Annotated in this window: 20 protein-coding genes; 8 read left to right on the forward strand and 12 right to left on the reverse strand. The window is 61.8% G+C overall.

Going from position 1 to position 22,944, the window contains the following annotated elements; translation table 11 throughout:
• The first annotated feature begins 85 nt into the window (after window positions 1-85).
• The 5 genes from RMR04_RS20070 to RMR04_RS20090 are packed head-to-tail and all read left to right on the forward strand — an operon-like array spanning window position 86 to window position 5,733.
• A complete protein-coding gene (locus RMR04_RS20070; RefSeq protein WP_311910115.1) occupies window positions 86-1,045 on the forward strand; it encodes a nucleoside hydrolase in 960 nt (319 codons plus the stop codon).
• Entirely contained in the window at window positions 1,042-2,010 is a 969-nt protein-coding gene (locus tag RMR04_RS20075; RefSeq protein ID WP_311910116.1) for a nucleoside hydrolase, read from the forward strand. Before RMR04_RS20070 ends, RMR04_RS20075 begins: the two co-directional genes overlap by 4 nt.
• A 1-nt stretch (window position 2,011) precedes the next feature.
• Window positions 2,012-2,989 (forward strand): ABC transporter permease, encoded by a 978-nt coding sequence (locus RMR04_RS20080; protein ID WP_311910117.1) that lies wholly within the window; start codon window positions 2,012-2,014, stop codon window positions 2,987-2,989.
• On the forward strand, window positions 2,986-3,921 hold the full coding sequence (locus RMR04_RS20085; protein WP_311910118.1) for an ABC transporter permease: 936 nt from the start codon (window positions 2,986-2,988) through the stop codon (window positions 3,919-3,921). Before RMR04_RS20080 ends, RMR04_RS20085 begins: the two co-directional genes overlap by 4 nt.
• A gap of 3 nt (window positions 3,922-3,924) precedes the next feature.
• Window positions 3,925-5,733, forward strand: coding sequence for an ABC transporter ATP-binding protein (locus RMR04_RS20090; RefSeq protein WP_311910119.1), 1,809 nt, complete (start codon window positions 3,925-3,927; stop codon window positions 5,731-5,733).
• A 515-nt stretch (window positions 5,734-6,248) separates the two neighbouring features.
• On the opposite strand, the gene RMR04_RS20095 is transcribed toward RMR04_RS20090, so the two are convergent.
• The 3 genes from RMR04_RS20095 to RMR04_RS20105 form a co-directional block, all read right to left on the reverse strand.
• On the reverse strand, window positions 6,249-6,440 hold the full coding sequence (locus RMR04_RS20095) for a hypothetical protein (RefSeq protein ID WP_311910120.1): 192 nt from the start codon (window positions 6,438-6,440) through the stop codon (window positions 6,249-6,251).
• A complete protein-coding gene (locus RMR04_RS20100; RefSeq protein ID WP_311910121.1) occupies window positions 6,437-6,649 on the reverse strand; it encodes a hypothetical protein in 213 nt (70 codons plus the stop codon). Before RMR04_RS20100 ends, RMR04_RS20095 begins: the two co-directional genes overlap by 4 nt.
• Window positions 6,650-6,752: 103 nt before the next feature.
• Entirely contained in the window at window positions 6,753-7,655 is a 903-nt protein-coding gene (locus tag RMR04_RS20105; RefSeq protein ID WP_311910122.1) for a hypothetical protein, read from the reverse strand.
• 388 nt (window positions 7,656-8,043) lie between these two features.
• Between RMR04_RS20105 and RMR04_RS20110 the strand changes: the two genes are divergently transcribed.
• Window positions 8,044-8,181, forward strand: coding sequence for a hypothetical protein (locus RMR04_RS20110; RefSeq protein ID WP_311910123.1), 138 nt, complete (start codon window positions 8,044-8,046; stop codon window positions 8,179-8,181).
• A 1,067-nt stretch (window positions 8,182-9,248) separates the two neighbouring features.
• Here RMR04_RS20110 and RMR04_RS20115 read toward each other — a convergent pair.
• Both RMR04_RS20115 and RMR04_RS20120 read right to left on the reverse strand, forming a co-directional pair.
• Window positions 9,249-10,190 (reverse strand): IS110 family RNA-guided transposase, encoded by a 942-nt coding sequence (locus RMR04_RS20115; protein WP_311910124.1) that lies wholly within the window; start codon window positions 10,188-10,190, stop codon window positions 9,249-9,251.
• A gap of 434 nt (window positions 10,191-10,624) precedes the next feature.
• On the reverse strand, window positions 10,625-11,524 hold the full coding sequence (locus RMR04_RS20120; RefSeq protein ID WP_311910125.1) for a LysR substrate-binding domain-containing protein: 900 nt from the start codon (window positions 11,522-11,524) through the stop codon (window positions 10,625-10,627).
• Between the two features lie 127 nt (window positions 11,525-11,651).
• Here RMR04_RS20120 and RMR04_RS20125 point away from each other — a divergent pair, with 127 nt between their 5' ends.
• Window positions 11,652-12,521 carry a PhzF family phenazine biosynthesis protein gene (locus tag RMR04_RS20125; RefSeq protein ID WP_311910126.1) on the forward strand — a complete coding sequence of 290 codons (870 nt, stop codon included), beginning with the start codon at window positions 11,652-11,654 and terminating at the stop codon, window positions 12,519-12,521.
• A gap of 305 nt (window positions 12,522-12,826) precedes the next feature.
• Here RMR04_RS20125 and RMR04_RS20130 read toward each other — a convergent pair whose 3' ends face one another.
• The 4 genes from RMR04_RS20130 to RMR04_RS20145 all read right to left on the reverse strand — a co-directional run bounded on the left by RMR04_RS20130 (window position 12,827) and on the right by RMR04_RS20145 (window position 18,529).
• Window positions 12,827-14,152 carry an HlyD family type I secretion periplasmic adaptor subunit gene (locus tag RMR04_RS20130; RefSeq protein ID WP_311910127.1) on the reverse strand — a complete coding sequence of 442 codons (1,326 nt, stop codon included), beginning with the start codon at window positions 14,150-14,152 and terminating at the stop codon, window positions 12,827-12,829.
• Window positions 14,149-15,891, reverse strand: a complete 1,743-nt coding sequence (locus RMR04_RS20135) for a type I secretion system permease/ATPase (RefSeq protein WP_311910128.1) — start codon at window positions 15,889-15,891, stop codon at window positions 14,149-14,151. Before RMR04_RS20135 ends, RMR04_RS20130 begins: the two co-directional genes overlap by 4 nt.
• Window positions 15,892-15,976: 85 nt before the next feature.
• Complete coding sequence (locus tag RMR04_RS20140; RefSeq protein ID WP_311910129.1) at window positions 15,977-17,908, reverse strand: calcium-binding protein; 1,932 nt, start codon at window positions 17,906-17,908, stop codon at window positions 15,977-15,979.
• Between the two features lie 213 nt (window positions 17,909-18,121).
• Window positions 18,122-18,529, reverse strand: a complete 408-nt coding sequence (locus RMR04_RS20145) for a hypothetical protein (protein ID WP_311910130.1) — start codon at window positions 18,527-18,529, stop codon at window positions 18,122-18,124.
• Window positions 18,530-19,400: 871 nt separating this feature from the next.
• On the opposite strand from RMR04_RS20145, the gene RMR04_RS20150 reads away from it, so the two are divergent.
• Window positions 19,401-20,066: a transposase gene (locus RMR04_RS20150; RefSeq protein WP_311910131.1), complete on the forward strand. Its 666-nt coding sequence runs from the start codon at window positions 19,401-19,403 to the stop codon at window positions 20,064-20,066.
• A gap of 9 nt (window positions 20,067-20,075) precedes the next feature.
• Here the strand turns inward: RMR04_RS20150 and RMR04_RS20155 are convergent, their stop codons facing one another.
• The 3 genes from RMR04_RS20155 to RMR04_RS20165 all read right to left on the reverse strand — a co-directional run bounded on the left by RMR04_RS20155 (window position 20,076) and on the right by RMR04_RS20165 (window position 22,843).
• Entirely contained in the window at window positions 20,076-21,071 is a 996-nt protein-coding gene (locus RMR04_RS20155) for a hypothetical protein (protein ID WP_311910132.1), read from the reverse strand.
• Window positions 21,068-21,247, reverse strand: a complete 180-nt coding sequence (locus RMR04_RS20160) for a hypothetical protein (RefSeq protein WP_311910133.1) — start codon at window positions 21,245-21,247, stop codon at window positions 21,068-21,070. Before RMR04_RS20160 ends, RMR04_RS20155 begins: the two co-directional genes overlap by 4 nt.
• Before the next feature lie 921 nt (window positions 21,248-22,168).
• The gene (locus tag RMR04_RS20165) at window positions 22,169-22,843 is read right to left on the reverse strand and encodes a transposase (RefSeq protein ID WP_311910134.1); all 675 of its coding nucleotides are present in this window, start codon (window positions 22,841-22,843) and stop codon (window positions 22,169-22,171) included.
• Window positions 22,844-22,944: the final 101 nt, after the last annotated feature.

Raw genomic sequence — 22,944 nt, forward strand, 5'->3', positions numbered from 1 at the left:
CCCAGCCACCTCCCCCGTCCCCTGCCCTCCCGCTCTCATCCGCCCCTGCCCCTGCGAGCGGCTGCGGCCAGCCCCGATGGACCTCATGACGACGCTTCCGATCATCATCGATACGGATCCCGGGATCGACGACAGCATCGCGCTGCTGACCGCCTTCGTCTCGCCCGAGCTCGACATCCTCGGGATCACGCCGGTCTGCGGAAACCAGCCGCTGGCGAGTACGCTGCGCAATGCGCTGCAGATCTGCGAGCTCGGCGGCCGCACAGACGTGCCGGTCCATGCCGGCTGCTTCCGGCCGCTGCTGCGCGAGCCGATCCATGGCCAGTTCCACGGCAAGACCGGTCTCGGCAACACCGTCCTGCCCGATCCGGTGAAGACGGCGGAGGCGACGTCGGCGGTCGAATTCATCATCGCAAGTTGCGAGGCCGCCGCAGCGAGTGGCCACAAGATCACCATCTGCAGCCTGGGGCCCTTGACCAATCTCGCGGTCGCGCTGCGGATGAAGCCTGCCATTACCGCGGGCATCGAGACGCTGGTGATGATGGGCGGCGCCTATCGCGAAGCCGGCAACCGCAGCATGACCTCGGAATTCAACGTGCTGGCCGATCCGCATGCGGCCCATATCGTGTTTTCCAGCGGCATTCCGATCGTCGCCTTGGCGCTCGATGCGACGCATCAGGTCATCCTGACCCCAGACCATGTCACTCAGTTCGCCGCCGTCAGCGGCCGGATCGCCGAGCCGCTCTCGCAATTGATGGCGTTCTGGGACCGCAACGACGTCAAGCGCTACGGCTCGCGCGGCGGCCCGCTGCACGACCCGCTGGTGATCGCCTATCTGCTGGCGCCCGAACTCTTCCAGACGCAGCGGGCGCGGGTCTTCGTCGAGCATGAGAGCGAGCTCTGCATGGGCCAGACCATCGCCGACTGGCATGGCAAATCAGGCCTCGCGCCCAATGCCGAGATCGTCGTCAAGGTCGATGCGCCAGCGGTCATCGCGCTCTTCCTGGAACGGCTGTCGCGCTACGCTGCGAAGGCCACGGCGTGAATCGCCAGCGCATCATCATCGACACCGACCCCGGCGTCGACGACGCGGCCGCGATCCTGATGGCGCTGGCCTCGCCCGAGCTCGAGGTGCTCGGCATCTCGGTGGTCGGCGGGAACGTGCCGCTGCAGGCGACGCTCGCCAATGCCTGCAAGATCCTGGCCCTGGCGGGGCACCCCGAGGTGCCGGTTTACGCGGGAGCGCCGGGGCCGCTTGTGCGCCAACAGGTCTACGGCAAATATGCCGCGATCGGCGCCTTCAGCGACGCGCTCCTGCCCCCGACCGGTCTGCGCCCGGCCAGCGAGCATGCGGTCGATTTCATCATCCGCAGCGCGCGCGCCGCGATCACTGAGCCGATCACCATCTGCGCGATCGGCCCCTTGACCAATATCGCGCTCGCTCTGGTCCAGCACCCCGATGTGGCCAACGGCATCGCGCGGATCGTCGCCATGGGCGGCGCCTTCACGGCGCTCGGCCACCGCACGCCCTGGGCGGAGTTCAATGTCTATGCCGATCCGCATGCGGCCGAGATCGTCCATGGCGCTGGTATCGAGGTCGTGGCAATGCCGCTCGACGTGACCTTCCAGGCCTTGTTCACGGCCGAGCACATCGCGGGCTTTCGCAACACCGGCGGCGCGGTCGGGCGGGCATTGGCTGATCTGCTCACCACCTATGACCGCAGCGACATCGCGCGCTTTGGCCGCCCCGGCGGCCCAATCCATGACGCCATGACCATCGCCTGGCTGCTGCAGCCGGAGCTGTTTGAGGGCAGCCCGGCCGCCATCGGCGTCCAGGTCACGGGCCAGACCGCCGGCTACAGCTATGCCGATTATCACGGCAAAACCGAGCGCGCCGCGCGTGCGACGATCATCGAGAGCGTCGATGAGGCGGGCTTCATCGCGCTGCTGTCGCAGCGCCTGAGCCGCTACGGGCGGGCCGACGAAGTTGCGCGCGAGGCGGGGGGCTGAGATGGCGCGATATCTCATGAGCCGGTCGCTTCAGACCGTGCTGACACTGTTCGTGATGTCGGTCCTGGTCTTCGTCGGCCTCTACATGGTCGGCAATCCCGTCGACGTGCTGCTCAGCGCCACCGCAACGCCGGCCGAGCGGCTCGAGGTCATCCGCGCCTTCGGCTTGGACCGGCCGGTCTGGGAGCAATACGGGCTGTTCCTGCTGCGGGCGCTCTCGGGCGACCTCGGCAACTCCTTCGTCTTCAACCAGCCGGCCCTGACGCTGATCCTGAAGCGCATGCCGGCGACGCTGGAGCTCGCCTTCGTCGCGCTCGTCATGGCGCTGGTGATCGGGCTGCCGCTGGGGATCTATGCCGGCCTCAAGCCGAAGGGGTGGATCGCGAAATCGGTGATGACCTTCTCGATCCTCGGCTTCAGCCTGCCGACCTTCTGGATCGGCCTCGTCATGATCCTGCTGTTCAGCGTCAAGCTCGGCTGGCTCCCGGCGTCCGGGCGCGGCGAGACCACCTCGCTGCTCGGCATGCCGGTCAGCTTCCTGAACTGGGACGGGCTGTCGCATCTGCTGCTGCCGGCCTTCAACCTGGCGCTGTTCAAGATCTCGCTGGTCATCCGCCTGACCCGCGCCGGCGTGATGGAATGCATGCAGCTCGATTTCGTCCGCTTCGCCCGCGCTAAGGGGCTAACGGAATCGCGCATCGTCTTCACTCATGTGCTGAAGAACACGCTGATCCCGCTGATCACCGTCATCGGCCTCGAACTCGGCTCGCTGATCGCCTTTGCCGTCGTCACCGAGACGATCTTCGCCTGGCCCGGCATGGGCAAGCTGATCATCGACGCCATCGGCGTGCTCGATCGCCCGGTGATCCTGGCCTATCTGATGATCACCGTCGTGATGTTCAGCCTGATCAATCTCCTGGTCGATATCCTCTATTCCGTCGTCGATCCGCGCGTGCGCCTCGGGGGAAACTCGCAATGAGCCTCGATCCCCAGGTACGGACCTCGGTTCACGGGCCGGGCGCTGGCGGCGCGCATGCCGGCCGCTCGCCTTTGCGCGAAATGCTCGCTGCCCTGCTGCGCGACAGGCTGGCGCTCACCGGCGTCATCCTCGTGGCGCTCCTGGTGCTTGCTGCGATCCTGGCGCCATTGATCGCGCCGCAGAACCCCTATGACCTGTCCCAGCTCGACATCATGGACAACCGCCTGCGGCCGGGCTCCCGCAGCATGAGCGGCATGCTCTACCTCATCGGCACGGATGATCAGGGCCGGGACCTGTTCAGCGCGATCTTGTTCGGCCTGCGCACCAGCATCCTGGTCGGCCTGTCGAGCGCTGCGATCGCGCTCGTCATCGGCGCCGCGATCGGCCTCGTCAGCGCCTATCTCGGCGGGCGCACGGACGCCGTGCTGATGCGCATCGTCGACATCCAGTTGAGCTTCCCCGCGATCCTGATCGCGCTGATCTTCCTCGCCATTCTCGGCCAGGGCATCGACAAGATCATCCTCGCTCTGGTCGTGACGCAATGGGCCTATTATGCGCGCACCGTGCGCGGCTCGGCCCTGGTCGAGCGCCGGCGCGCCTATGTCGACGCCGCGCGCGCCATGGCGCTGCCCGACCGCAGCATCCTGTTCCGCCATATCCTGCCCAACTGCCTGCCGCCGCTCATCGTCGTCGCGACCATGCGCATCGCCTATGCGATCATGCTGGAGGCGACGCTCTCCTTCCTCGGCATCGGCCTGCCCGTGACGGAGCCCTCGCTTGGCCTCTTGATCGCCAATGGCTTTGAATATCTCCTCTCCGGCGATTACTGGATCAGCGTCTTCCCCGGGCTTGCCCTGCTGCTGCTCATCGTCGGCGTCAACCTGATCGGCGACGGCTTGCGCGACATCCTCAATCCGCGCCGGGAGGGCTGAGGCATGACGGACCCCGTGCTTCGCGTCGACAATCTCACCACCTCCTTCCGCGTCGGCCAGGACTGGCTGAACGTCGTCAACAAGGTCAGCTTCGAGATCGGCCCGCGCGAAACCGTGGCCGTCGTCGGCGAGTCCGGCTCCGGCAAGAGCGTGACGGCGCTCTCGATCATGCGCCTGCTCTCCCCGGCCAATTCCCGCACCTCCGGCACAATCATGTTCGAGGGCCAAAACCTGCTCGAGCTGCCGCCCAAGGCGATGCAAGCGTTGCGCGGCAACCGCATCGGCATGATCTTCCAGGAGCCGATGACCTCGCTCAACCCGGTGCTCAGGATCGGGCGCCAGATCACCGAGGTGCTGCAGCAGCATCGCGGCCTGTCGCATGGCGCGGCCGAAGCCGAGGCCGTGCGCCTGCTCGACAAGGTGCGGATCCCCTCGGCGAAGTCGCGCTTGTCGGAATATCCGCTGAGCTTCTCCGGCGGCATGCGCCAGCGCGTCGTCATCGCCATCGCGCTCGCCTGCGAGCCCAAACTGCTCATCGCCGACGAGCCGACGACGGCGCTCGACGTCACGATCCAGGCGCAGATCCTGGAGCTGATCAAGGCGCTGCAGGAGGAAGAGGGCATGTCGGTCCTCTTCATCACCCATGACATGGGCGTGGTCGCCGAAATCTCCGACCGGACGGTGGTGATGTATCGCGGCGAGGCAGTCGAGACTGGCACGACGCAAGCCATCTTCTCCAGCGCCAGCCACCCCTATACACGCGCGCTGCTCTCGGCGGTGCCGCAGCTCGGCTCGATGACCGGCCTGCCGCGGCCGCTGCGCTTTCCCGTGGTCGACCTGCAGACGGGCGCAATCGCGCCTGTCCCGGCAACAGCGGATACGGTGAAGTCCGAGACCCGGCCGGTGCTGGAGGTCGGCAACCTCGTCACGCGCTTTGATCTGAAGGCGGGCTTCTTCGGGCGTGTCAGCGGACGGGTGCATGCGGTCGAGAACGTCTCCTTCGACCTGCGCCAGGGCGAGACCTTGTCGCTGGTCGGTGAATCCGGCTGCGGCAAGTCGACGACGGGTCGCTCGATCATCAGGCTGGCGCAGGCGAGCGGTGGTGCGATCCGGATCGACGGTCGCGACGTGCGCGGCGCCGGCAGGACAGAGCTCGCCGAAATCCGCCGCCATGCGCAGATGATCTTCCAGGATCCGTTCGAGAGCCTCAATCCGCGCATCCGCATCGGGGCCGCCATCGCCGAGCCGATCATCGCGCATGGGCTCGGCACCGCGCGGGACGTGGACGCCCGCGTCGCCGATCTGCTCGAACGCGTCGGGCTCTCCTCTGGGATGGCCGACCGCTTCCCGCATGAATTCTCCGGCGGCCAGCGCCAGCGCGTCTGTATTGCGCGCGCGCTGGCGCTCGAACCGAAGCTGATCGTCGCGGATGAAGCCGTCTCGGCGCTCGACGTCTCCGTCAAGGCGCAGGTGATCAACCTGATGCTGGATCTTCAGGAGCGCTATGGGCTGGCCTATCTCTTCATCTCGCACGACATGGCGGTGGTCGAACGCGTCAGCCATCGCGTCGCGGTGATGTATCTCGGCGAGATCGTCGAGATCGGCCCGCGCGCCTGCGTGTTCGAGAACCCGCAGCACGCCTATACGAAACGGCTGATCGCCGCGGTGCCGATCGCCGACCCGACCCGGCGCCAGCTGCGCCGCATCGGCAACGACGAGATCAGGAGCCCGGTCCGCCCCGCCAACTACGTGCCGCCCCAGCGCAGCTATCGCGAGGTCGCGCCCGGACATTTCTACCAGCTGCCGCAGTGAGGGCGGCTGGAAGCCCGAGGCCCTCTTCGCCGCTACCGCAACGATTTTGAAGAGCATCCGAACCTCGACAGGGAGCCCTCTCCTGCATCGAAGTCGGGTCTACCCGACTTCGTCACCCTGGGTGCTGAACCCAGGTATACCCGGGTTCAGTGAGAGGGCAGCGTGAGATGCAGGCCTTTATCCGGGGGGACGAGCCCTCGCCGCCGCGCGCGGTTGGCTTTACGCCTTACTGGTCCAGGGGCCGACACCTCATCCCTGCCCTTCTCCTTACAGGAGAAGGGTTCCCCGCGTTCTCTCGGGAGGGGGTGCACCTCAACGAGCAGCGGCACACCCTCACCCTGCCCTTCTCACTGAACTCTGTTCACCCTCGGAACCACGCTATCATCCCGGGTCTGCACTTCGCTTGGAATGACGGCGGGGCCCCAGCGATAAGCCGGCCTCAAAGGCCGTTGGCATCATCCGTCATGGTCGGGCTTGTCCCGACCATCCACGTCTTCGCTGGTCGATGCTCGTGTTCAAGACGTGGATGCTCGCCACAAGGGCGAGCATGACGACCAGGATGTCATCCCGGGCGCAGTGATGATGCGTATGAGCGCATCGACATCCCGGTTTCGGATACGACGCAGACAGGCACGGAATCCGGGGGAGGCCAGCAGCGCGGAATCGGCGAGATACATGTATTCGGCGATGGAAAGGTTGTTTGTCATGGATACATGTCCTCGGAAGAGCCTTCGATGGCTTCGATATTTCCAGTCTGCGAGAAATCCAGCATCAACTTGTCATCGATAAAAATCGCCCACTTAACGGGAACGAATCCAGCTCTTCCCTGCATTGTAAAATTGATGGCGGTGGGCAGACCAAGAAAAACTCTTGAACACTCGGCTCGTCCACGCAGCGGACTGTCGAGATCAATCAAAGCTTCCGCCTCATATTTCGTGGAAAAGGGCGGGGCCTGGAGAACGTTTCTGGTTACATAGGGCAACCAATCGATGGAAAAGCTCGTTCCGCCGGAAAATTGTTTATGCCGATTTATTTCGGAGTTGTTGCTTCCGTTTGCCCGCAGAACCTTCGGGTAAAGGCGGTAGAACAACGCATCGTCGGTCCATGCGAGCGGGCCATCGGCGGGGCGCGCGCGCCACCTCGTCCCGCAGTTCCTCGGGAATCGTGTTCAGGCGAACGGCGTAGCATCTCAACCCCCGCCCATCGCGGCCTTCAACCGGCCGCCATTTGAAGAACGGATCATTGGCCCTGGTGATGAAGGGCTTGCCAGAGCTCTCCATCCAACTCTTCCACTCCGGGCGCGTCACCTCGGCATAGCGCGTGCCGCGATAGCGCAGCTGCGAGCCCTCGCTCTCATAGCCGGCCAGCGAGGTATAAGCCGTCATCCGCTCGATATCGTTCTTATCGGGCATCCACAGCATCAGCGGCAGGATATCCACCTTCTGCTTCAGCTTCTCCCGGTAGGCATAGGCCGACGGATAGCCGCTGACGATCAGGCCGCAGAAATTAGGCACCCGCATCAGCACGGCATGGCCAGCCGGTGTCGGCTTGCCGTAGAGATAGGGCAATTGTTGATAGTAGACCGCGCCGCCGCCGCCGATATAGCTCACCGAGCCGACCCCGCCACAGCGCACGATGACATCGAGTTGGAACGGTTGCCCCTCGGTCTCGAGATCGGTCGTGATCCTGTAGTAGACGGCGTTGCTCTCGAACCAGCGCCAGAGCCCAAGCGGCTCGTAGAGCGGCCCCATCACGATCTTGACGGCAACCCATAGAACGCCGGCGACCACCGCCAGCCAGGCCCCAATGATCCAGCGGCGTTTGTCCGCATCCGAGAAAAAGAACTTCACGGCCGGTCGCCCAGCCACGCCACAGGCAGGGATCGATGGACAAGCGCCAGCCCGATCGAGCGGCAGCCCCATTTCATGGCGCCGCCGCCCGGCATGCGATCACGGGCGTATCATTCCAAGCGTCTGAGGCAGCGAAGAAAGAGGCAGCGGCTCCATCAGGCCAAGCGGCCCAAACCCATGACAACATCATTCCGGCGGCCGCCCTCGATTCACTACCTATGCGAGAATAGGAGGCTGGGGGCCGCAAGGGCAATGTACTTTTTCAAGGACATCGGCCTCGCGCAAATGCTTCGTATTTCAGCGTCTTCGCTATATTAACGTGGAGCGGGAAAGTGAAGACTGCCGTTTTGGCGCGGTTTCAATAGATTCGCTGAAATCCCGTCATTTCCGTCAACCCGCCCCCTCGCCAGCAAACACAACCATCGGCGTTGCAGCGATACAGCCGGCCTTACTGGCCGGAATGAGGAGTCGGCGCCGCCAGCTGCGCCGCATCGCCAATGACAAAATCAGGAGCCCGGTCCGCCCCGCCGACTATGTGCCGCCCAAGCGCAGCTATCGCGAGGTCGCGCCCGGGCATGTCTACCAGCTTCCGCAGTGAAGGCGGCTGGCGTTCCCTGGCGGGCTCTTGACCAGGGATATGGCCAAGGGGCTCCGCGCCGGGCCAGCGTCATGCCGTGTCCGGGCTGCTCCGGAAGCCCGCGCGCAGGCCTCCCGGGGCGATCATCCCGGTCACCGATCACGCTGCGGCGTCAGTCGAAGATATTCGCCAGCTTGTCGAGGTCGATGCCTTCCTTGGCTGCGCGCAGGTCATGATAGATCACCGCGGCGAGAACCGCGCCGAAGGCGGTGGCGACGACCTGCCAGGCGAAGTTCAGAAGCTCGCCCACAAAGGCGTAGCCGGCCATCCGCGTGAGCACGGAACTTCCGATGAAGGCGATCGCGAAGATGAGCATCAGCAGCCCGAAAACCTGCCAGCGATAGCCCTTGGTCAGAGCTACGCTTCGGTGCAGGCTTGCCATGACGCCTGTTTTCTCGATCACGCAAGCCGGAATGGAAACGGCGAGCATGCACATGACGATGAGGCCCGGTATGATGAAAAGCATCGTGCCAAGACCGACCGCGAGACCGCTCAGCAACGCGACGCCGATCACGGGAAGGACCTGCGCCAGCCCGATCTGAAGGGACTGGCCGATCGTGAAGGGTTGACCGCGCATCTCCTGAAAGGCGCCGTAGAGGCTCGTCGCCTGCGCCATGACCTGCAGCACGACGGTCACGATCCCGATGACGCCGGCGACGACCGCAATGCCTACTCCCGCACCGCTTCCGGCCCCCATGAGCAAGCCCAGCAGCAGCAAGGGCGCCATCGGAATGAGCGCCAGCAGAAGGAACTTGCCGAACTGGCGATTGAAAACCGTGAAAGTCTTGTCGAGGACGGCGCCGACACGAAATGGCGCGCCACTCGCCGGCTGTTCGCTGACGAAAACGTTGCTCATCCAATCCCCCCTTCGATGAGCGCAAAGACTGGCATGACGTATCGAGACGCGCAATTGACGTTGGGGCACAATTTCCGTGGCGAACCGAGCCCCGGCAGGGGAATCATGTCGTCCCTTGATCACCCACGCGCCGCCATCCCGGGCGAAGCGAAGCGCAGAGCAACTGTCATGTTCAGCTTGCTTTGTTGTTGAATTGCCAGGGTTTTTGATTGCGCGCCATGGCGTTGAGAACGACGAGGATACGTCTGGCGAGTGCGATGAGGGCGACTTTGGCGGCTTTGCCGGCTTTGCGCAGGCCGTCATAGATGGCCTTGGCCCAGGGATTGTGGAGCTTGGCTGCGAAGGCGGCGAGGTAGAGGCTGCGCCGCAGGGCGTCGCGTCCGGCTTCGATGTGGCTGATGCCGCGGGATTTGCCGCTGTCGTGCGGATAGGGCGCGACGCCGGCCAGCGCCGCAGCCTTCCTGGCGTCGATATGGCCGAGTTCAGGCATCTCGGCGAGGAGGACCCGGATGGTGTTGGGTCCGATACCGGTCATGCTGTCGAGGAGCTCGGCCTTGGCGCTGAACTCCTCATCGGCTGCGATCAACACTTCGATGGCGGCCTGGGCTTGCTTCACGGTACTGCGGATGGCGTCCATCTCGGTCTCGATCACGCGGCGCAGGGCCTCGACCTCGATGTGATCGAGGCGGTTCTGCAGGCGCAGGAGGCAGGCTTGCGCCCGGGCGATCTCACGCGACCAGAGCGTCAGCTCCTGCTGCGAGAGGCTGGGCTTTGGGAAGGGCCTGGCCTCGTGGGCGACGAGGAAATCGGCGATCAGGCGGGCATCGAGCGGATCGGTCTTGGCGCGGTTGCCGCGTGCCTTGGCGAATTGACGGCAGCGCCAACTATCGACCATCAGCACGGTGAAGCCCGCCTCGCGAAACAGGCTGACGGCAAGCCGTTCATATCCGCCGGTCGGTTCCATGCCGACGGTGGTGAAGCCGGCCTGCAGCAGACGCTTGATCTGCGCCAGGATGGCCGGCGCGGTATTGTCGATCCGCACGACCTTGCTGGCGATGGCAAGGTCGAGCCAGCCTTTGGAAACGTCGATGCCGACGGGGCTGTTCTGTGTCATGGTCATAAGCATCCCAGGCTTGGAAGCGAGGTCAAAAGCCCCGTGCAACTGTTCGGACTGGCTTGGGTGCGGCCGACTGCTCTTGCTCTGTTCAACCTCTTGAGGGCTGACCGGGATCTCGGCATCTCGACCGCGCCGGCTGGGGATGGCCGTCCCCGGCCGGCCAAACCATCTTACACAGTCTGCCTTTCCAACCCGGGATCCATGCCGGAGCGCTGCCTGGTTAGGCTCAGGAATGGGATCTCGGATCGGCGCGGCGGAGCCTGTCCTTGGGCCAGCCGAAGGCCGGACCCGGGGGCCGCTTGTCCGGGACGACGCGGTGTTTCCCTGCCAAGACAGCAAGCTCCAGCGCTTGGTGCTAACGCGTTCTCTTCACGCGAACCGGTCTCCACTTCGCTCGAAAGCACCCTAAGCAGCAAGCGAGGCCCGATGCCTCAGCGCTCCACCGACAGGGCATCGGCCCGCAGAAGCGGCACCATCCAATCGCGGAAGACATCGATGGCAGGGTCGAGCCTGCTCGTTCCGAGCGGGCGAACCAGATGATAGGCATGCTCATCCCGGATCCTGACATCCCCCAAGGCGACGAGCCGGCCGGCCGCGATCTCCGGCTTCACCAGAATCCCTCGCGCCAGGGCCACGCCTTCGCCTGCGATCGCCGCGTCGATCAGCAAGCCGGCATCGGCATAGCTGGGTCCATCGTCGTGCTGTTTCAGAGACAGCCCGGCGGCGCGCAGCCACGGCGCCCATGGCTGCCAGCTGTGGCGCAACAGCACGCAGCGGAGGATGTCCGGCGCGCCCACGAGTTGCAGCCGCTCCCGGTAACGCGGCGCGCAAACCGCCAACAGCGTCTCGCGCGCCAGCGGCTCGGCGCGCAGCCCTGGCCAGCCCCCAGGTCCGTAGCGGATCGCCGCATCGACGCCGGATGGGCCGAGCTCGGCATGATCGAGCCGGGAATCGAGTTCGATGGCGATCTCGGGATGCGCATCGCGAAACAGGTTGAGGCGCGGCACGAGCCAGCGCGAAGCAAAGGAGGGCAGCACGCTCAGCTTGATCGTCCGGCGCGCACGGTCACTGACGGGCGAGGCGAAGGCCTCGTTCAAGATCGCGAGCGCCTCCCGCACGCGCAGCACGAGGCGGCGGGCCTCATCGGTCGGCAGCATCTCGTTGCCCACGCGCTGGAACAGCACATGTCCGGTGCGGGCTTCGAGGTCGCGGATGCGGTGGCTGATGGCTCCATGCGTCAGGCCGAGCTCGTCGCCGGCGCGCGAATAGCTTTGCCACCGGAAGGCGGCCTCAAAAGCGCGCAATGACTGGATCGAGGGAAGTTGGACCATGATGGTTGTTAATTTCGATCACAACCGCGGTCAAATCTTGTCGTTGGGCTCAGCGCGGCGGCCTGGCTACCGTGCCCGCGACAATGCAGCCGGCTGATCGATCAGCCTGTCGAGCGGGAACACGTCAATGCGCAATTACAAGGTCGTCGACGCTTTCACCACGCGGCCCTTGCTGGGCAATCCCGTCGCCGTCATTCTCGACAGCGACGGATTGGACACGGAGGCGATGCAGGCGATAGCGCGTTGGACCAATCTGTCCGAGACGACCTTCGTGCTGCCGCCGACGACGCCTGATGCGGATTATCGGCTGCGCATCTTCACGCCGGGGTCCGAGCTGCCCTTCGCCGGGCATCCGACGCTGGGCAGCGCGCATGCGATTCTCGAGGCTGGCATGGCGAGCCCGAGAAATGGCAAGCTCGTGCAGGAGTGCGGCGTCGGCCTGGTGGAGATCGCCGTCGTCGGCCGGGGCGCCGACCAGGTCCTGACGCTGTCGCTCCCGGCCGCTACGGTTACGACCCTATCGCGCGAGGATGTCGACGAAATCGAGGCCATCATCGGCGCGGCCGTCAAGCGCGAGGCGCCTCCCGCGCTCGTCAATGTCGGCCCCCTCTGGGTTATCGCAGAGCTTTCGAGTGTCGAGGCCTTATTGGCGCTGAAGCCTGATTTTGCGCGATCCGCGGCTTTCGAGCGACGCATCGGCGCCACCGGCATCACCCTTTTCGCGCAACGCGACGCGGGCGGGCCGGAGATCGAGGTGCGGACATTCGCCCCCTCCTGCGGCGTCTACGAGGACCCGGTGTGCGGCAGCGGCAATGGCAGCATCGCGGTGTTCCGCCATGCTCGCGGGCTGCTGCCTGCCGCCGGTGCGCGCTATGAGGCCGCACAGGGTCGCTGCGTCGGACGTGACGGCAAGATTTCCCTGTCCGTGGACGCGGACGGCAAGGTCCAGGTCGGCGGATCCTGCATCACCACGGTGAATGGCACCCTGGCCGCCTGAACGCGGTCGCCGCGAAGCGGCGTCTCGAAGGATGCTCCAGATATCTCCGGAGCCTCCTGGAGCATGCCGGTCATCCTCGGAAACGCGCCGTCATCCTGGACAAGCGGCAAAGCCGCGCAGCTCCGGGATCCATCGTAGAGCGCGGTTCCCTACGATGGATCCCGGGCCTCCGCTTCGCTGCGCCCGGGATGACGGCGTGTTTCCCCTGCCAAAACGGCAAGCTCTAAGCTTGCTCCTTGTTCTAACGCGTTGTCTTCGCGAACCGGTGTCCACTTCGCTCGAAAACGCTCGCATAAGGCCGCCGCTCACCTCTCCCTGAAAGCCTTCGCGATCTGGTCCTTGAGCGGCTTGACGATGAACTCCAGCGGGGTGCGGTCCTCGGTCCTGACGAAGATGTCGGCCTGCATGCCGGCGCTGATGTGGTTGGGTGCGATGCGGGCGAGCTCTTGGGGCGAGACCGCGACGCGGATGGTGTAGAAGGTCGCCCCGGTCTGCTGGTCGCGGCTGGTGTCGGCCGAGATGCGGCTAACCGTGCCGGCAAGCTCGGGCGTGGTGCGCTGGTTGAAGGCGTGGAGCTTGACCTGGGCGTGCTGGCCGAGCGCGATCTGGTCGATGTCGGGCGGGTTGATGCGCGCCTCGACCTGAAGCGCGTCCTCGGCCGGCACGATCAGCATGGCAGGCTCCGCCGGGGTGATGACGCCGCCGACGGTATGGACCGCGAGCTGGTGCACGAAGCCCGCGCTGGTGGCGCGGATGTCGACGCGCTTGAGCTGGTCTTCGGCGGCGATCCGGCGCTCGACCAGTTCGGCGCTCTTTCCTTGAATCTCGCGCAATTCCTTCATCACCTCCTCGCGCAGCGTGTCGTCGATCCCGATGATCTGGAGCTGCGTCTCGGCGATCTTGCCCTCAGCCTGCGCGACGGAGGCGATGAGCTGGCCCTTCTGGCCTTCGAGGCTGGCGGCTTCGCGTTCGAGCTGGGTTTTGCGGCTGAGCGAGACCAGGTTCTTGGCATAGAGCCCGCGGACACCGTGCAATTCCTCCTCGATCAGCACGGCCTGGCGATCACGCCCGGATTGCTGCGAGCGCAGCCCGCTGATCTCGTCTGAGAGCTGGCCCATCCGCTTGGCGAGCTGCGCCTTCTGGCCGTCGCGCGCTATGCGGCGCGCCTCGAACAGGCTTTGCTCGGCCAGGACGAGTTCTTCGATCTCCGGCTCGCTCATGCGCTGGGCGAGTTCGGGAGCGACCGTTACCGCCTCCTTGCGATCGCGCTCGGCCTGGAGACGGGCGCGGCGCGCGGCGAACTCGTCGAGCTGCTTGGTCACGACCTGGAGATTGGCGCGGGTGACGGTGTCGTCGAGCCGGATCACCACCTGGTCCTGCTCGACCCGGTCACCCTCGCGGACCCGAAGCTCGCCGACGACGCCGCCGGTCGCGTGCTGGACCTTCTTGACGTTGCCATCGACCACGAACTGGCCGGACGCCACGACAGCGCCAGACAAGGTCGTCGCGACCGCCCAGACCCCGACCGTGCCGGCAAACAGGGCGACGCCCGCGCCGCCCAGCAAGGCGAGGCTTCTCAGCGAGCTCTTGAACTCGGGCGGCGCCTCGGCGGGCTGCGTCGCCCGGCTCATGACGCCACCGTCTGGCGCTGCACGCTCGGCAAGCCTCCCTGTTTCAGCACCTTCTGCAGGATCTCCTCCTTCGGTCCAAAACTCTGGATGCGGCCATCGGCCATCATCGCGATGTGGTCGACGCCGGCGATCGCGGTCTGGCGATGGGTCACGACGATGACGATGCCGCCGCGCTCGCGCACGCCCTTGACGGCCATGGTCAGGGCCTCGTCGCCATCATGGTCGAGATTGGAGTTGGGCTCGTCGAGCACGACCAGGAAGGGCTCGCCATAGAGCGCCCGCGCCAGGCCGACACGCTGGCGCTGGCCGCCCGAGAGCGAGGCGCCGCCCTCGCCGATGCGGGTATCGTAGCCCTGCTCCAGCTTGACGATGAGATCATGCGCGCCGGCAGCCTTTGCCGCTGCGATGATCGCCTCGTCGGAGGCCTCCTGGGAAAAGCGGCCGATATTCTCAGCCACCGTGCCCTCGAACAATTCGATATCCTGCGGGAGATAGCCGATATGGCAGCCAAGCGCGGCCGGCTCCCATTGCTCGAGGGCTGCGCCATCGAGCCTGACCTCGCCCTTGAGCGGGCGCCAGACCCCGACCAATGCACGCACGAGCGTCGATTTGCCGGACGCGCTCGGGCCGATGATGCCGAGCCCCTGCCCGGCCTCGAGCCGGAGCGAGACGCCCTGCAGGATCGCAAGCTGGCGCCCGGGCGCAGCCACGATCAGGTTGTCGGCCGAGAGGTCGCGGGCGGGCGCCGGCAAGGCGGTGCGCTCGCGCGGCAGGAAGGCTGGCGAATCCAGCACCTGCTTCAGCCGCTTCAGCCCCTGCCTGGCGGAGACAAACCCCTTCCAATGCGCGACCGCGATCTCGATGGGGGCGAGCGCTCGCGAGGTCATGATCGAGGCCGCGATCATGACGCCGCCGGAGAGCTCGCCGCGCATGACGAGATAGGCGCCTAAGCCCAGTACGGCCGATTGCAGCACCATGCGGAAGACTTTTGCGAAGGCGCCGATCCCGCTGGTCGCATCCGCCCCAGTAAGCCAGTCGCGGACATGGCGGAGATTGGCTGCGCGCCACTTCGCCTGGAAGGCCGGGGCCATGCCCATCGCGGTCAGCGCCTCGGCATTGCGGCGGCTCGCCTCGGCCACGGCCTGGCGCGCCGCGCCACTCGCCATCTGCGCCTTGGCAGCGTCGCGGCTGCCCATCTCGGTCAGGAAGGTCAGGACCAGGATGACAACCCCGCCGGCGACCGCAAGCCAGCCGAGCCAGGGATGCAGCAGGAAGCAGCCGGCGAAGAACAGCGGCATCCACGGCATGTCGAACAGGGCGGTCGGGCCAAGCGACGACAGGAAGGCACGGATCTGGTCGAGATCGCGGATCGGCTGCATCGCCTGGTCGGCGCGCAGGCCCAAAAGCGGCAGCTTTTGCGCCGCGGCAAAAGCAGCAGGCGAGACCTCTTCATCGAAGCGCGCCCCGATCCGCGCTAGCATGCGCACGCGCACCGCATCGAGAAAACCCTGCAGGCAATAGGCCGCCAACAGCAGGAGCGAGATCCCGATCAAGGTCGGCACGCTGCGCGAGCTCAACACCCGGTCATAGACCTGCAGCATGTAGAACGAGCCCGACAGCATCAACAGGTTGATGATGCCGGAGAAGACGGCAACTGCAGCGAAAGCGCCGCGGCAGGAGGCGAGCGCCGACGAGACGACGGAAGCACTCTGGGCAGGCGTAGCAGCGGCACGCTTCACAACGGTTCCTCGGCGTAACAGGCGGCCTCGAAAGTCCGCTGGCGCAGATAGGGCTGCGCCAACACGAACTGAATCGATCCGACCCTTACACGAAACGGAAATCGTCGGTTAGATTGCCCAATAGAGCATCATTAATACGGCTCGGGATTAGAGTTTCATAACCATCAGACGAAACTATGTTGTACTGACTTGGTTCTCGTAATACTGATGCAAGATTCACGATGGCATCGTCGCCCTCGATTTGTTGTTCATGTTGCCAATCGCTCGAACGGCCCATTGCGTCCGCTCGATTGATATACGATAGAAAAATAAATGACTCGTTCGAATGTTGTCTTTCGAATGTACTATCGAGATCATTATCATGAGTTAGATCAGAAATAGCTTCAGAAAATCCATTTTTTTGTGTATTAATTACATTATATTCAAAATTATTAGGTGTAATCTGAATAATTAACGGCGAAATATCTGGTAATGGAGCCACCGGAATTGGAATGGACCCGGGCGCAGAGAGTGCAGCGCTCCGGCCCGTGAGGTTATGAAAATCGTATATTTCTCCATTATTGACAACGTTGCTTCGGGGCACCGAACCCCACTCTTCGGAGGGGGGAGCAGTAGCGAAATTCAATCCAAACATTCCATTTGTAAAGTTTTGCAGCAAAATCACTTCGTTCGTCGGCAGGATAATTTGTAGATTTGAGAATAGCGGATTGTAATTGTATATAATTCCGTGTTCACCGAGATACGAGCCAATCGAAGTTGTCGATGTCCCTCCCCCTGGAAGCGGCTGTGTATACTCCTCAATAATTGTGAATTCTCCCCCCATCAGAGCATACCCATTCCAGAATATTCTATCGCCGGCTTCACCATTGCTGATCGTGTAGTCTGTAACTAGATCGAAGGGCCGCTCAACGCCCCGATCGAACCAAAACCAGTCATCTCCCGTCCCGCCATCGAGGACGGCATCGTCGCTTCCTGGCATTAGTATATCTTTACCGTCGCCTCCGAGCAGTGTGTCGATTCCGTTGCCGCCCACAAGAAGATCATTCCCGCCCTCTCCTGTTAGGATGTCAGCATCGCCTCCTCCGCGGAGAATGTCGTTCCCAACACCACCGTAAAGCAGGTCATTTCCGTCCCCCCCATCGAGAGTATCGTCGCCATCACCGCCGCTCAATTCGTCGTTATCGGCGCCCCCATAGAGAAAATCAGCACCGCCGCCGCCCCAGATGATGTCATCTCCATCATCGCCATACAATGTATCGGAATACTGTGGCCCAGAAGAATCTGATTGTCCCAATTCGGTGCCAAGAATTCTGTCGTTTCCATCTCCACCATGAATAATGTCGTTACCATCCCCGCCATAAATCAAGTCATCATTACCGTCTCCGTTGATTGTATCGTTCCCGCTGCCGCCATAAAGGTAATCGTTTCCGTCTCCTCCATGTATCGTATCATCGCCCGTCAATCCAAATATCAAATCTTTAACATATGTGGCGTGCCCTCTTCGGTCGAAAATATTAGTAATAGTCGTTACAGACGCAATTGTTCCGTCTCCGACAATTGCGTTATCTATCAGATTTCCTTCAGAATAGCTAAATCCTTCACTAAAAGAAGTATATCGCGTATCGGTATTATACATTGCCCCCAGATAAGAGGCTTGCCTCAAATTAGGTAAGTTTAGATACGTTGCGGTCGCGCTCTGAAAGCGCGTAGCATCGCCTCGTAAATCTGCTGCGGCGCTCACTTCGGCATCCGACATGGGGACATCGCGGCCGGCGGCGCTGTGAGGGTCGGGAGCTTCCGTGGAAAAATGAAGCAGCTCGTGTGCGAGCGTGAGCCTGGGATCCTGTTGAACCCAAACACCTGTTTCCGAGATGAATTTCAGCTTATTAATGGCAGTAAAATTAATCCCAATATAGTATTGAGGGGGAGAGCCTGCGACCTTGGACGCATAGCCGGCCTCGTTATCGTTCGTCTGGTAAATTTGCAACGATTTTGTACTTGCCGCAGTATCAAGCATCGCCGCAGCGGCCGGCGAAGAATTGTAAATCTCAGATAGGTAATTTCGTATGGTAGTTTCCTGTTGTGAGGAGAACGCAACGCCAGACGCCGAGGGCAATCCTTGGCCAGGTATAAACGACACCTTGTCTATGAACGTTTGGAATGACATAAGATATCTCCTATGTTGGTGGCTACCTGTAAATATGTCGCGAAATAGTTCGAAAATAGTGTTCTAGCGAACCGTCGCGATATTTAGCAAGATTTTCCCGTGACTATTTGTCAGTTTTCCGGCGACAAAACCCACTTCGCCGATTTCGGGAAGCGGCGCGCACATTGTCCGGAAAATAATTGATTCGATACGATCGATCAGTATTTGGCCCTTGACAGCGCGCATTATCCGAAAATTGACTTGCGCAAAATCTCTGTCAGGAAGTCCGCTATCAAGAGAAATCAGATCATCGATTCTGTCGACAACAACTTCGAGCACAACATCGAAATTATCGAGTTGCGGTTCTATCTTAACAATAAACGGGCTATGAGGCGCTGGCACTTGACACGCAAGTGCCTTGCCAAAGCAAACCGAGCTCAAAACCGCGAAAAGCGATGCCCTACAAATTTTGACAACGTATGAATTGAGCATATCAGCCTCATTGCTGTCCAATAATTCGGCTTTATGCCGCAAAGAGGAAGCCACCAACTTGGAAACAGCCCATTGTGTTGTCGTGTGCTCAGGCTCCTGGTTATGCCCTTGGGCGACTGAACAGCGCGGTCCGGTATTTTGACATCTCGCTCTCTCTTGGGATGCTGGCGGATGGGCGTTTCATAGGCGTTTCCTCTCCCCTCCGATGTTTGGTTCCGTGCGCTTGTTCGAAGGTGGCACTACCGCCTTATGGTTGCAACAGCTATTTCAGCGATTCTCGGTACAGCGTTCTCAACGTAGCCGCTTGGCAGCAGACTGCCGTTGATATGTCTAAAATTTGAAGGCTTGAATTAGTATGCCCAGATAAAACGCCATATTTTGTTGATATTTTGGGAATCGAGCGAATCTACGGTCCTGTGTGCCCGTTGGCCGGTCTGGTACTGTGGGTTGTATGCCCTCGGCACGCCGGCGTTCCGAAAGCTATTCTCCCGCTTTGACCAAACCGCCCCGGCGGGGTTGCATGCGTCCTTGGGGATGCTCCACCTCGACGTGATCGAAGCGAGCGCCTCAGCAGCTGCCGACCTTGCAGCGAAGCACACGTCGCTCGCTGGAAGGGAGCGCTTCCGGACCTTGCCTCTAGCTGACGTCTGGAGCGTCCGCTTACCGGCATTCCAGTTCGCGCGGTGGTGGCGAGAGCCACACAGACCATGCGCGCACTGTCGGGAACCGTGCTCAGGCGCATACGCAGGCTCCTTTAAGCAGCGCCGAAGTCATGCCCATCGCAGAGTTACGGCAGAGTTACGGTGACAGTGGAGTTACGGTGACAGTGCACTTATTTGACGCCGCCGACGCTCTTGGCCAGACTGCGCCGATGGCTCGTATCGCTCGTGTTGTCGTCCCTGGACTTCCGCATCATGTCACTCAGCGCGGCAATGGTCGCGCCCAGGTGTTTTTCGGCGACGGCGATTATGAGCTTTACCGGAACTTGCTCGTCCAGCACTGCCGTGCCGCCGATGTCGCCGTCTGGGGCTGGTGTCTGATGCCTAACCACGTTCATCTTATCCTGACGCCAGCCGATGCAGACGGCCTGCGCCGAGCACTGTCAAAGGTGCATCGCATCTATGCCGGGGTGATCCATGCGCGACAGAAGAAGACCGGGCATTTCTGGCAGGGGCGATTTGGCGCTGTGGCGATGGACGAGCACCATTTGCTGTCGGCGGTGCGCTATGTCGGTCTTAACCCGGTGCGCGCCGGGCTGGTTGCGCACGCGCAAGACTGGCGCTGGTCCAGCGCACGGGCGCATCTGACCAGCGAACCGGACGGGGTGACCGATCTTACGCCAATCCGCGACAGGCTGCCATCGCAGGAAGGCTTGTTCGATTTGGCTGATGAGGACGGGGCAGCGTTTGAACGACTGCGCAGGGCTGAAAGCATCGGACGGCCCATCGGCAGCGAGGCGTTTCTGGAGCACATAGCGACGTCGACCGGAAGGGACCTTAAAGCTGCGAAAAGAGGGCCGAAAAGCAAAGCCGAATAAAGTGCACTGTCACCGTAATGGATCGGTCTGGAAATAGATCGTCTCGGCGGAGCCGGTTGTCCCGTCAGCACGGGTGAAGGAGCCCGCGAAACCGCGGTCGTGGCCGGCGTTCGTGCCCTGGACATCGGTCCGCGTCAGCGAAATCGAGGTGATACCCGCCTCGGCGAGGGTCTGCAGCTCGCCAGCATCGGTGATACCGTCACTGTCGAGGTCGCGCCAGATCTTGAGGTCTGCAAAGATCGCGTCCTTCGCGTCGATGACGCCGTCGCGATAGGTGTCATAGGTCTCCAGCACCTCGTAACCGTCGCGGCTCGGCGTGCCGAAGAGTTCTGCGCCGTTGTCGATCGTGCCGTTGTTGTTGAGGTCGAGAGCGAGCATTCCGTCGTTCGGGCTGACCCAGCCGGTTAGCTCCGCAAAGCCATCGTTGTCGTAGTCGAAATGAATTAATGGGATAGAATTATTGGCATTATCTATCGAAATAAGTGAAATACCATCCCCATCTAGATCGAAAACAAGTGGATCAATTACTCTTTTAAGCGATGATTCTAGGTATTTATATAAATCGAATACAGGACCCGAACCCTTATCAAAATCCCATATTATTCCAGCGAGCGAAAAAGCCAATCCAGCCGCACCGAATCCTGTCGGAATAAGTAAAGCAGCTATATAAACCTGGAAGAATAATTTAAATGCCGCGTTAGAAAATTCTGTGGAATCCGTCCCCTTGCTAATATAAATATTGTATAGACCAACCAAGCTAGTCGCAAAATCTTCCGTCAGCGCAACTCTAGAGATCTGCCCCAGTGCCGCCTGGACAGTAGAGGTTGTTAGTTGAGTAGAACCTAGAAGATTCATTAACGTCGAAACACTAGAAACACCGACGTTCATAGCGCTAGCAATCGCGTTCAATGCAGACGATAAATTTTCTGGCGAAGAATTTCTTATATTCTCAGCGGTTTCGCCAATCGTATTATAGAGAGCTACAATATCTAACGGAACGCTCATTTTTTTCTCCACTCGACAGAAAATACGCGCATAGCATAAAAATGAATGATAACCCCAAGTAAAAATACTATAATATATGAGATAATCATATTAAAATCTGGATTAAATCGAGTTAAAATTACCGCAGCACCAACAAAATACAAAATATCCACTATAGTTACAAGAATTTGTCTCATCGTCTCCATTTCCCGAAATTTCACGAAACAGACTCAAGAACAGCCCCTACAATATCTTACTTTTCGATCGAGGCTGACGCCAAACACAGAATCGGCAATTACGGCATTTCATCGACATCCGCAGCCGCTGTGAATGTGCTGTCAGCACGCGTGCCCTGCCGGACCATGCCTGAACTGTCACACCGGTTGGGCAATAGTGATTTTGCCGTTTCTCCTTCATTTTCTGCCCAGGAGCTTAGTGAGCGGGATTCGCCCATGGAAATCGATTGGCGAACTAGCAAGCCCAGCTTCGCACCACACGACCAAAGGTTGCAAGCGAGCGGCATCAGGCCGCTCAGCAAACTTCAGACACGTTGCCAAGCAGCAACAGATACCCGAGAGAATTCGATTAAATCGAGCATTAATGGCCTATCTCTGGAATCAGGCGCCAGAAATTGCGCAATTATCATATAATTCTGTCGAGTTCGCACGCTCGGAGACATAATCGGGTTCAGGTGCCATTTGCGACCATTAGCTGCATCCCGCTAACCAGAGAGGCTTGAGATTTTCCTTCGGAATGCCCTCGACTTAAACTCGATCCAGCCCCTAACCGAAGACCCAGGACATACCTTGGCTCCGCCGCGCCGCGAGCACGCCTGCAGCAGCCCGCCCGACAGCTCCTCCGTGGCGCCATGCCGGCAAGCCTCTTCGTCGGAAATCACTGCCCTTCGCTGCAATCGCAAGTCCCCGTTACAGCAAGCATTGCAGTACTGAGCAGGTCGCCTCTGGGCGCCGCTGCGCCCAGCCCCATCCGCCAGTGGCGGGCTCGGGGCTCCGCTCAGTGACGGGGGAAGTGCTCCGTTTCCATTGAACGGGGCCAACCATCCCCAGACCTCACCCAGCGATACCCAACTGGCGGTCCTCTCAGCCCTCATCCTGAAATTACGGCGACAGTTTACTTAATTTTGGCTTGGGCCCGCGCTTTTGCGGCGCAAGCGCGCGGCCGGCTGCCGTTTCAAGCGTAGCGATCCACGACGGCGCGCCCAGTGGACGGCCGGTCGTCTCCGCCAGGCGAAGGGCATTGGCCGCAGCCGCGTCCTCTTCTGTCTCCAGCAGGCTGGCGAAATCGGGAAAGCGCTCCAGCACCGGCCCGAGATCGGTCAGGCCATCGGCATGCCCGCTCAGATGGGCGCGGACGCTCGACCACGGCCATTCTTCAGCCCGGGCGACGAGGCGGGCCCGCACCGGATTGAGGCTGACATAGCGCACAGCATGGGCAAGGTGGCCCTCGTCCATGACGACCGAACCGAAGCGCCCCTGCCAGAGGTGCCCGGTCCAGCGGTTGCGGGCATTGATCCGCGCCGTGTAGCGGCGATGCGTCTCGCCGAGCAGAGCGCGCAGGCCATCGGGCGTCTCGGGAACAGCCAGGAGATGGACGTGGTTCGGCATCAGGCACCAGGCGATCAGCCGCGTACCGGATTTGGGCGCATAGGCCTTCAGGAGCCCGACATAGGCTTCGTAGTCGTCGTCCCCGAAGAACACGCGCTCGCGCCGGTTCCCGCGCTGCGTGACATGATGGGCAAGGCTGGGAACCACGAGGCGGGCGAGACGGGTCATGCGCGCACGGTAGCAGTGCGGGGCAATTAGTAAACTGTCACCGTAATGCGGAACGCGGTCGCCGCGAAGCGGCGTCTCGAAGGATGAGGGATCAGGGGGGC

This window comes from Bosea sp. 685, from assembly GCF_031884435.1.
In the GTDB taxonomy this organism is placed as follows: domain Bacteria; phylum Pseudomonadota; class Alphaproteobacteria; order Rhizobiales; family Beijerinckiaceae; genus Allobosea.

Excerpts from the sequence above, each read along its gene's own strand:
- RMR04_RS20105 (WP_311910122.1), bottom strand. The coding sequence starts at position 7,655 with ATGGGGCTGCCGCTCGATCGGGCTGGCGCTTGTCCATCGATCCCTGCC.
- RMR04_RS20125 (WP_311910126.1), top strand. The coding sequence starts at position 11,652 with ATGCGCAATTACAAGGTCGTCGACGCTTTCACCACGCGGCCCTTGCTG.
- RMR04_RS20140 (WP_311910129.1), bottom strand. The coding sequence starts at position 17,908 with ATGCTTGATACTGCGGCAAGTACAAAATCGTTGCAAATTTACCAGACG.
- RMR04_RS20150 (WP_311910131.1), top strand. The coding sequence starts at position 19,401 with ATGGCTCGTATCGCTCGTGTTGTCGTCCCTGGACTTCCGCATCATGTC.
- RMR04_RS20120 (WP_311910125.1), bottom strand. The coding sequence starts at position 11,524 with ATGGTCCAACTTCCCTCGATCCAGTCATTGCGCGCTTTTGAGGCCGCC.
- RMR04_RS20160 (WP_311910133.1), bottom strand. The coding sequence starts at position 21,247 with ATGAGACAAATTCTTGTAACTATAGTGGATATTTTGTATTTTGTTGGT.
- RMR04_RS20145 (WP_311910130.1), bottom strand. The coding sequence starts at position 18,529 with ATGCTCAATTCATACGTTGTCAAAATTTGTAGGGCATCGCTTTTCGCG.
- RMR04_RS20080 (WP_311910117.1), top strand. The coding sequence starts at position 2,012 with ATGGCGCGATATCTCATGAGCCGGTCGCTTCAGACCGTGCTGACACTG.
- RMR04_RS20070 (WP_311910115.1), top strand. The coding sequence starts at position 86 with ATGACGACGCTTCCGATCATCATCGATACGGATCCCGGGATCGACGAC.
- RMR04_RS20085 (WP_311910118.1), top strand. The coding sequence starts at position 2,986 with ATGAGCCTCGATCCCCAGGTACGGACCTCGGTTCACGGGCCGGGCGCT.
- RMR04_RS20165 (WP_311910134.1), bottom strand. The coding sequence starts at position 22,843 with ATGACCCGTCTCGCCCGCCTCGTGGTTCCCAGCCTTGCCCATCATGTC.
- RMR04_RS20095 (WP_311910120.1), bottom strand. The coding sequence starts at position 6,440 with ATGACAAACAACCTTTCCATCGCCGAATACATGTATCTCGCCGATTCC.
- RMR04_RS20115 (WP_311910124.1), bottom strand. The coding sequence starts at position 10,190 with ATGACACAGAACAGCCCCGTCGGCATCGACGTTTCCAAAGGCTGGCTC.
- RMR04_RS20110 (WP_311910123.1), top strand. The coding sequence starts at position 8,044 with ATGAGGAGTCGGCGCCGCCAGCTGCGCCGCATCGCCAATGACAAAATC.
- RMR04_RS20090 (WP_311910119.1), top strand. The coding sequence starts at position 3,925 with ATGACGGACCCCGTGCTTCGCGTCGACAATCTCACCACCTCCTTCCGC.
- RMR04_RS20155 (WP_311910132.1), bottom strand. The coding sequence starts at position 21,071 with ATGAGCGTTCCGTTAGATATTGTAGCTCTCTATAATACGATTGGCGAA.
- RMR04_RS20130 (WP_311910127.1), bottom strand. The coding sequence starts at position 14,152 with ATGAGCCGGGCGACGCAGCCCGCCGAGGCGCCGCCCGAGTTCAAGAGC.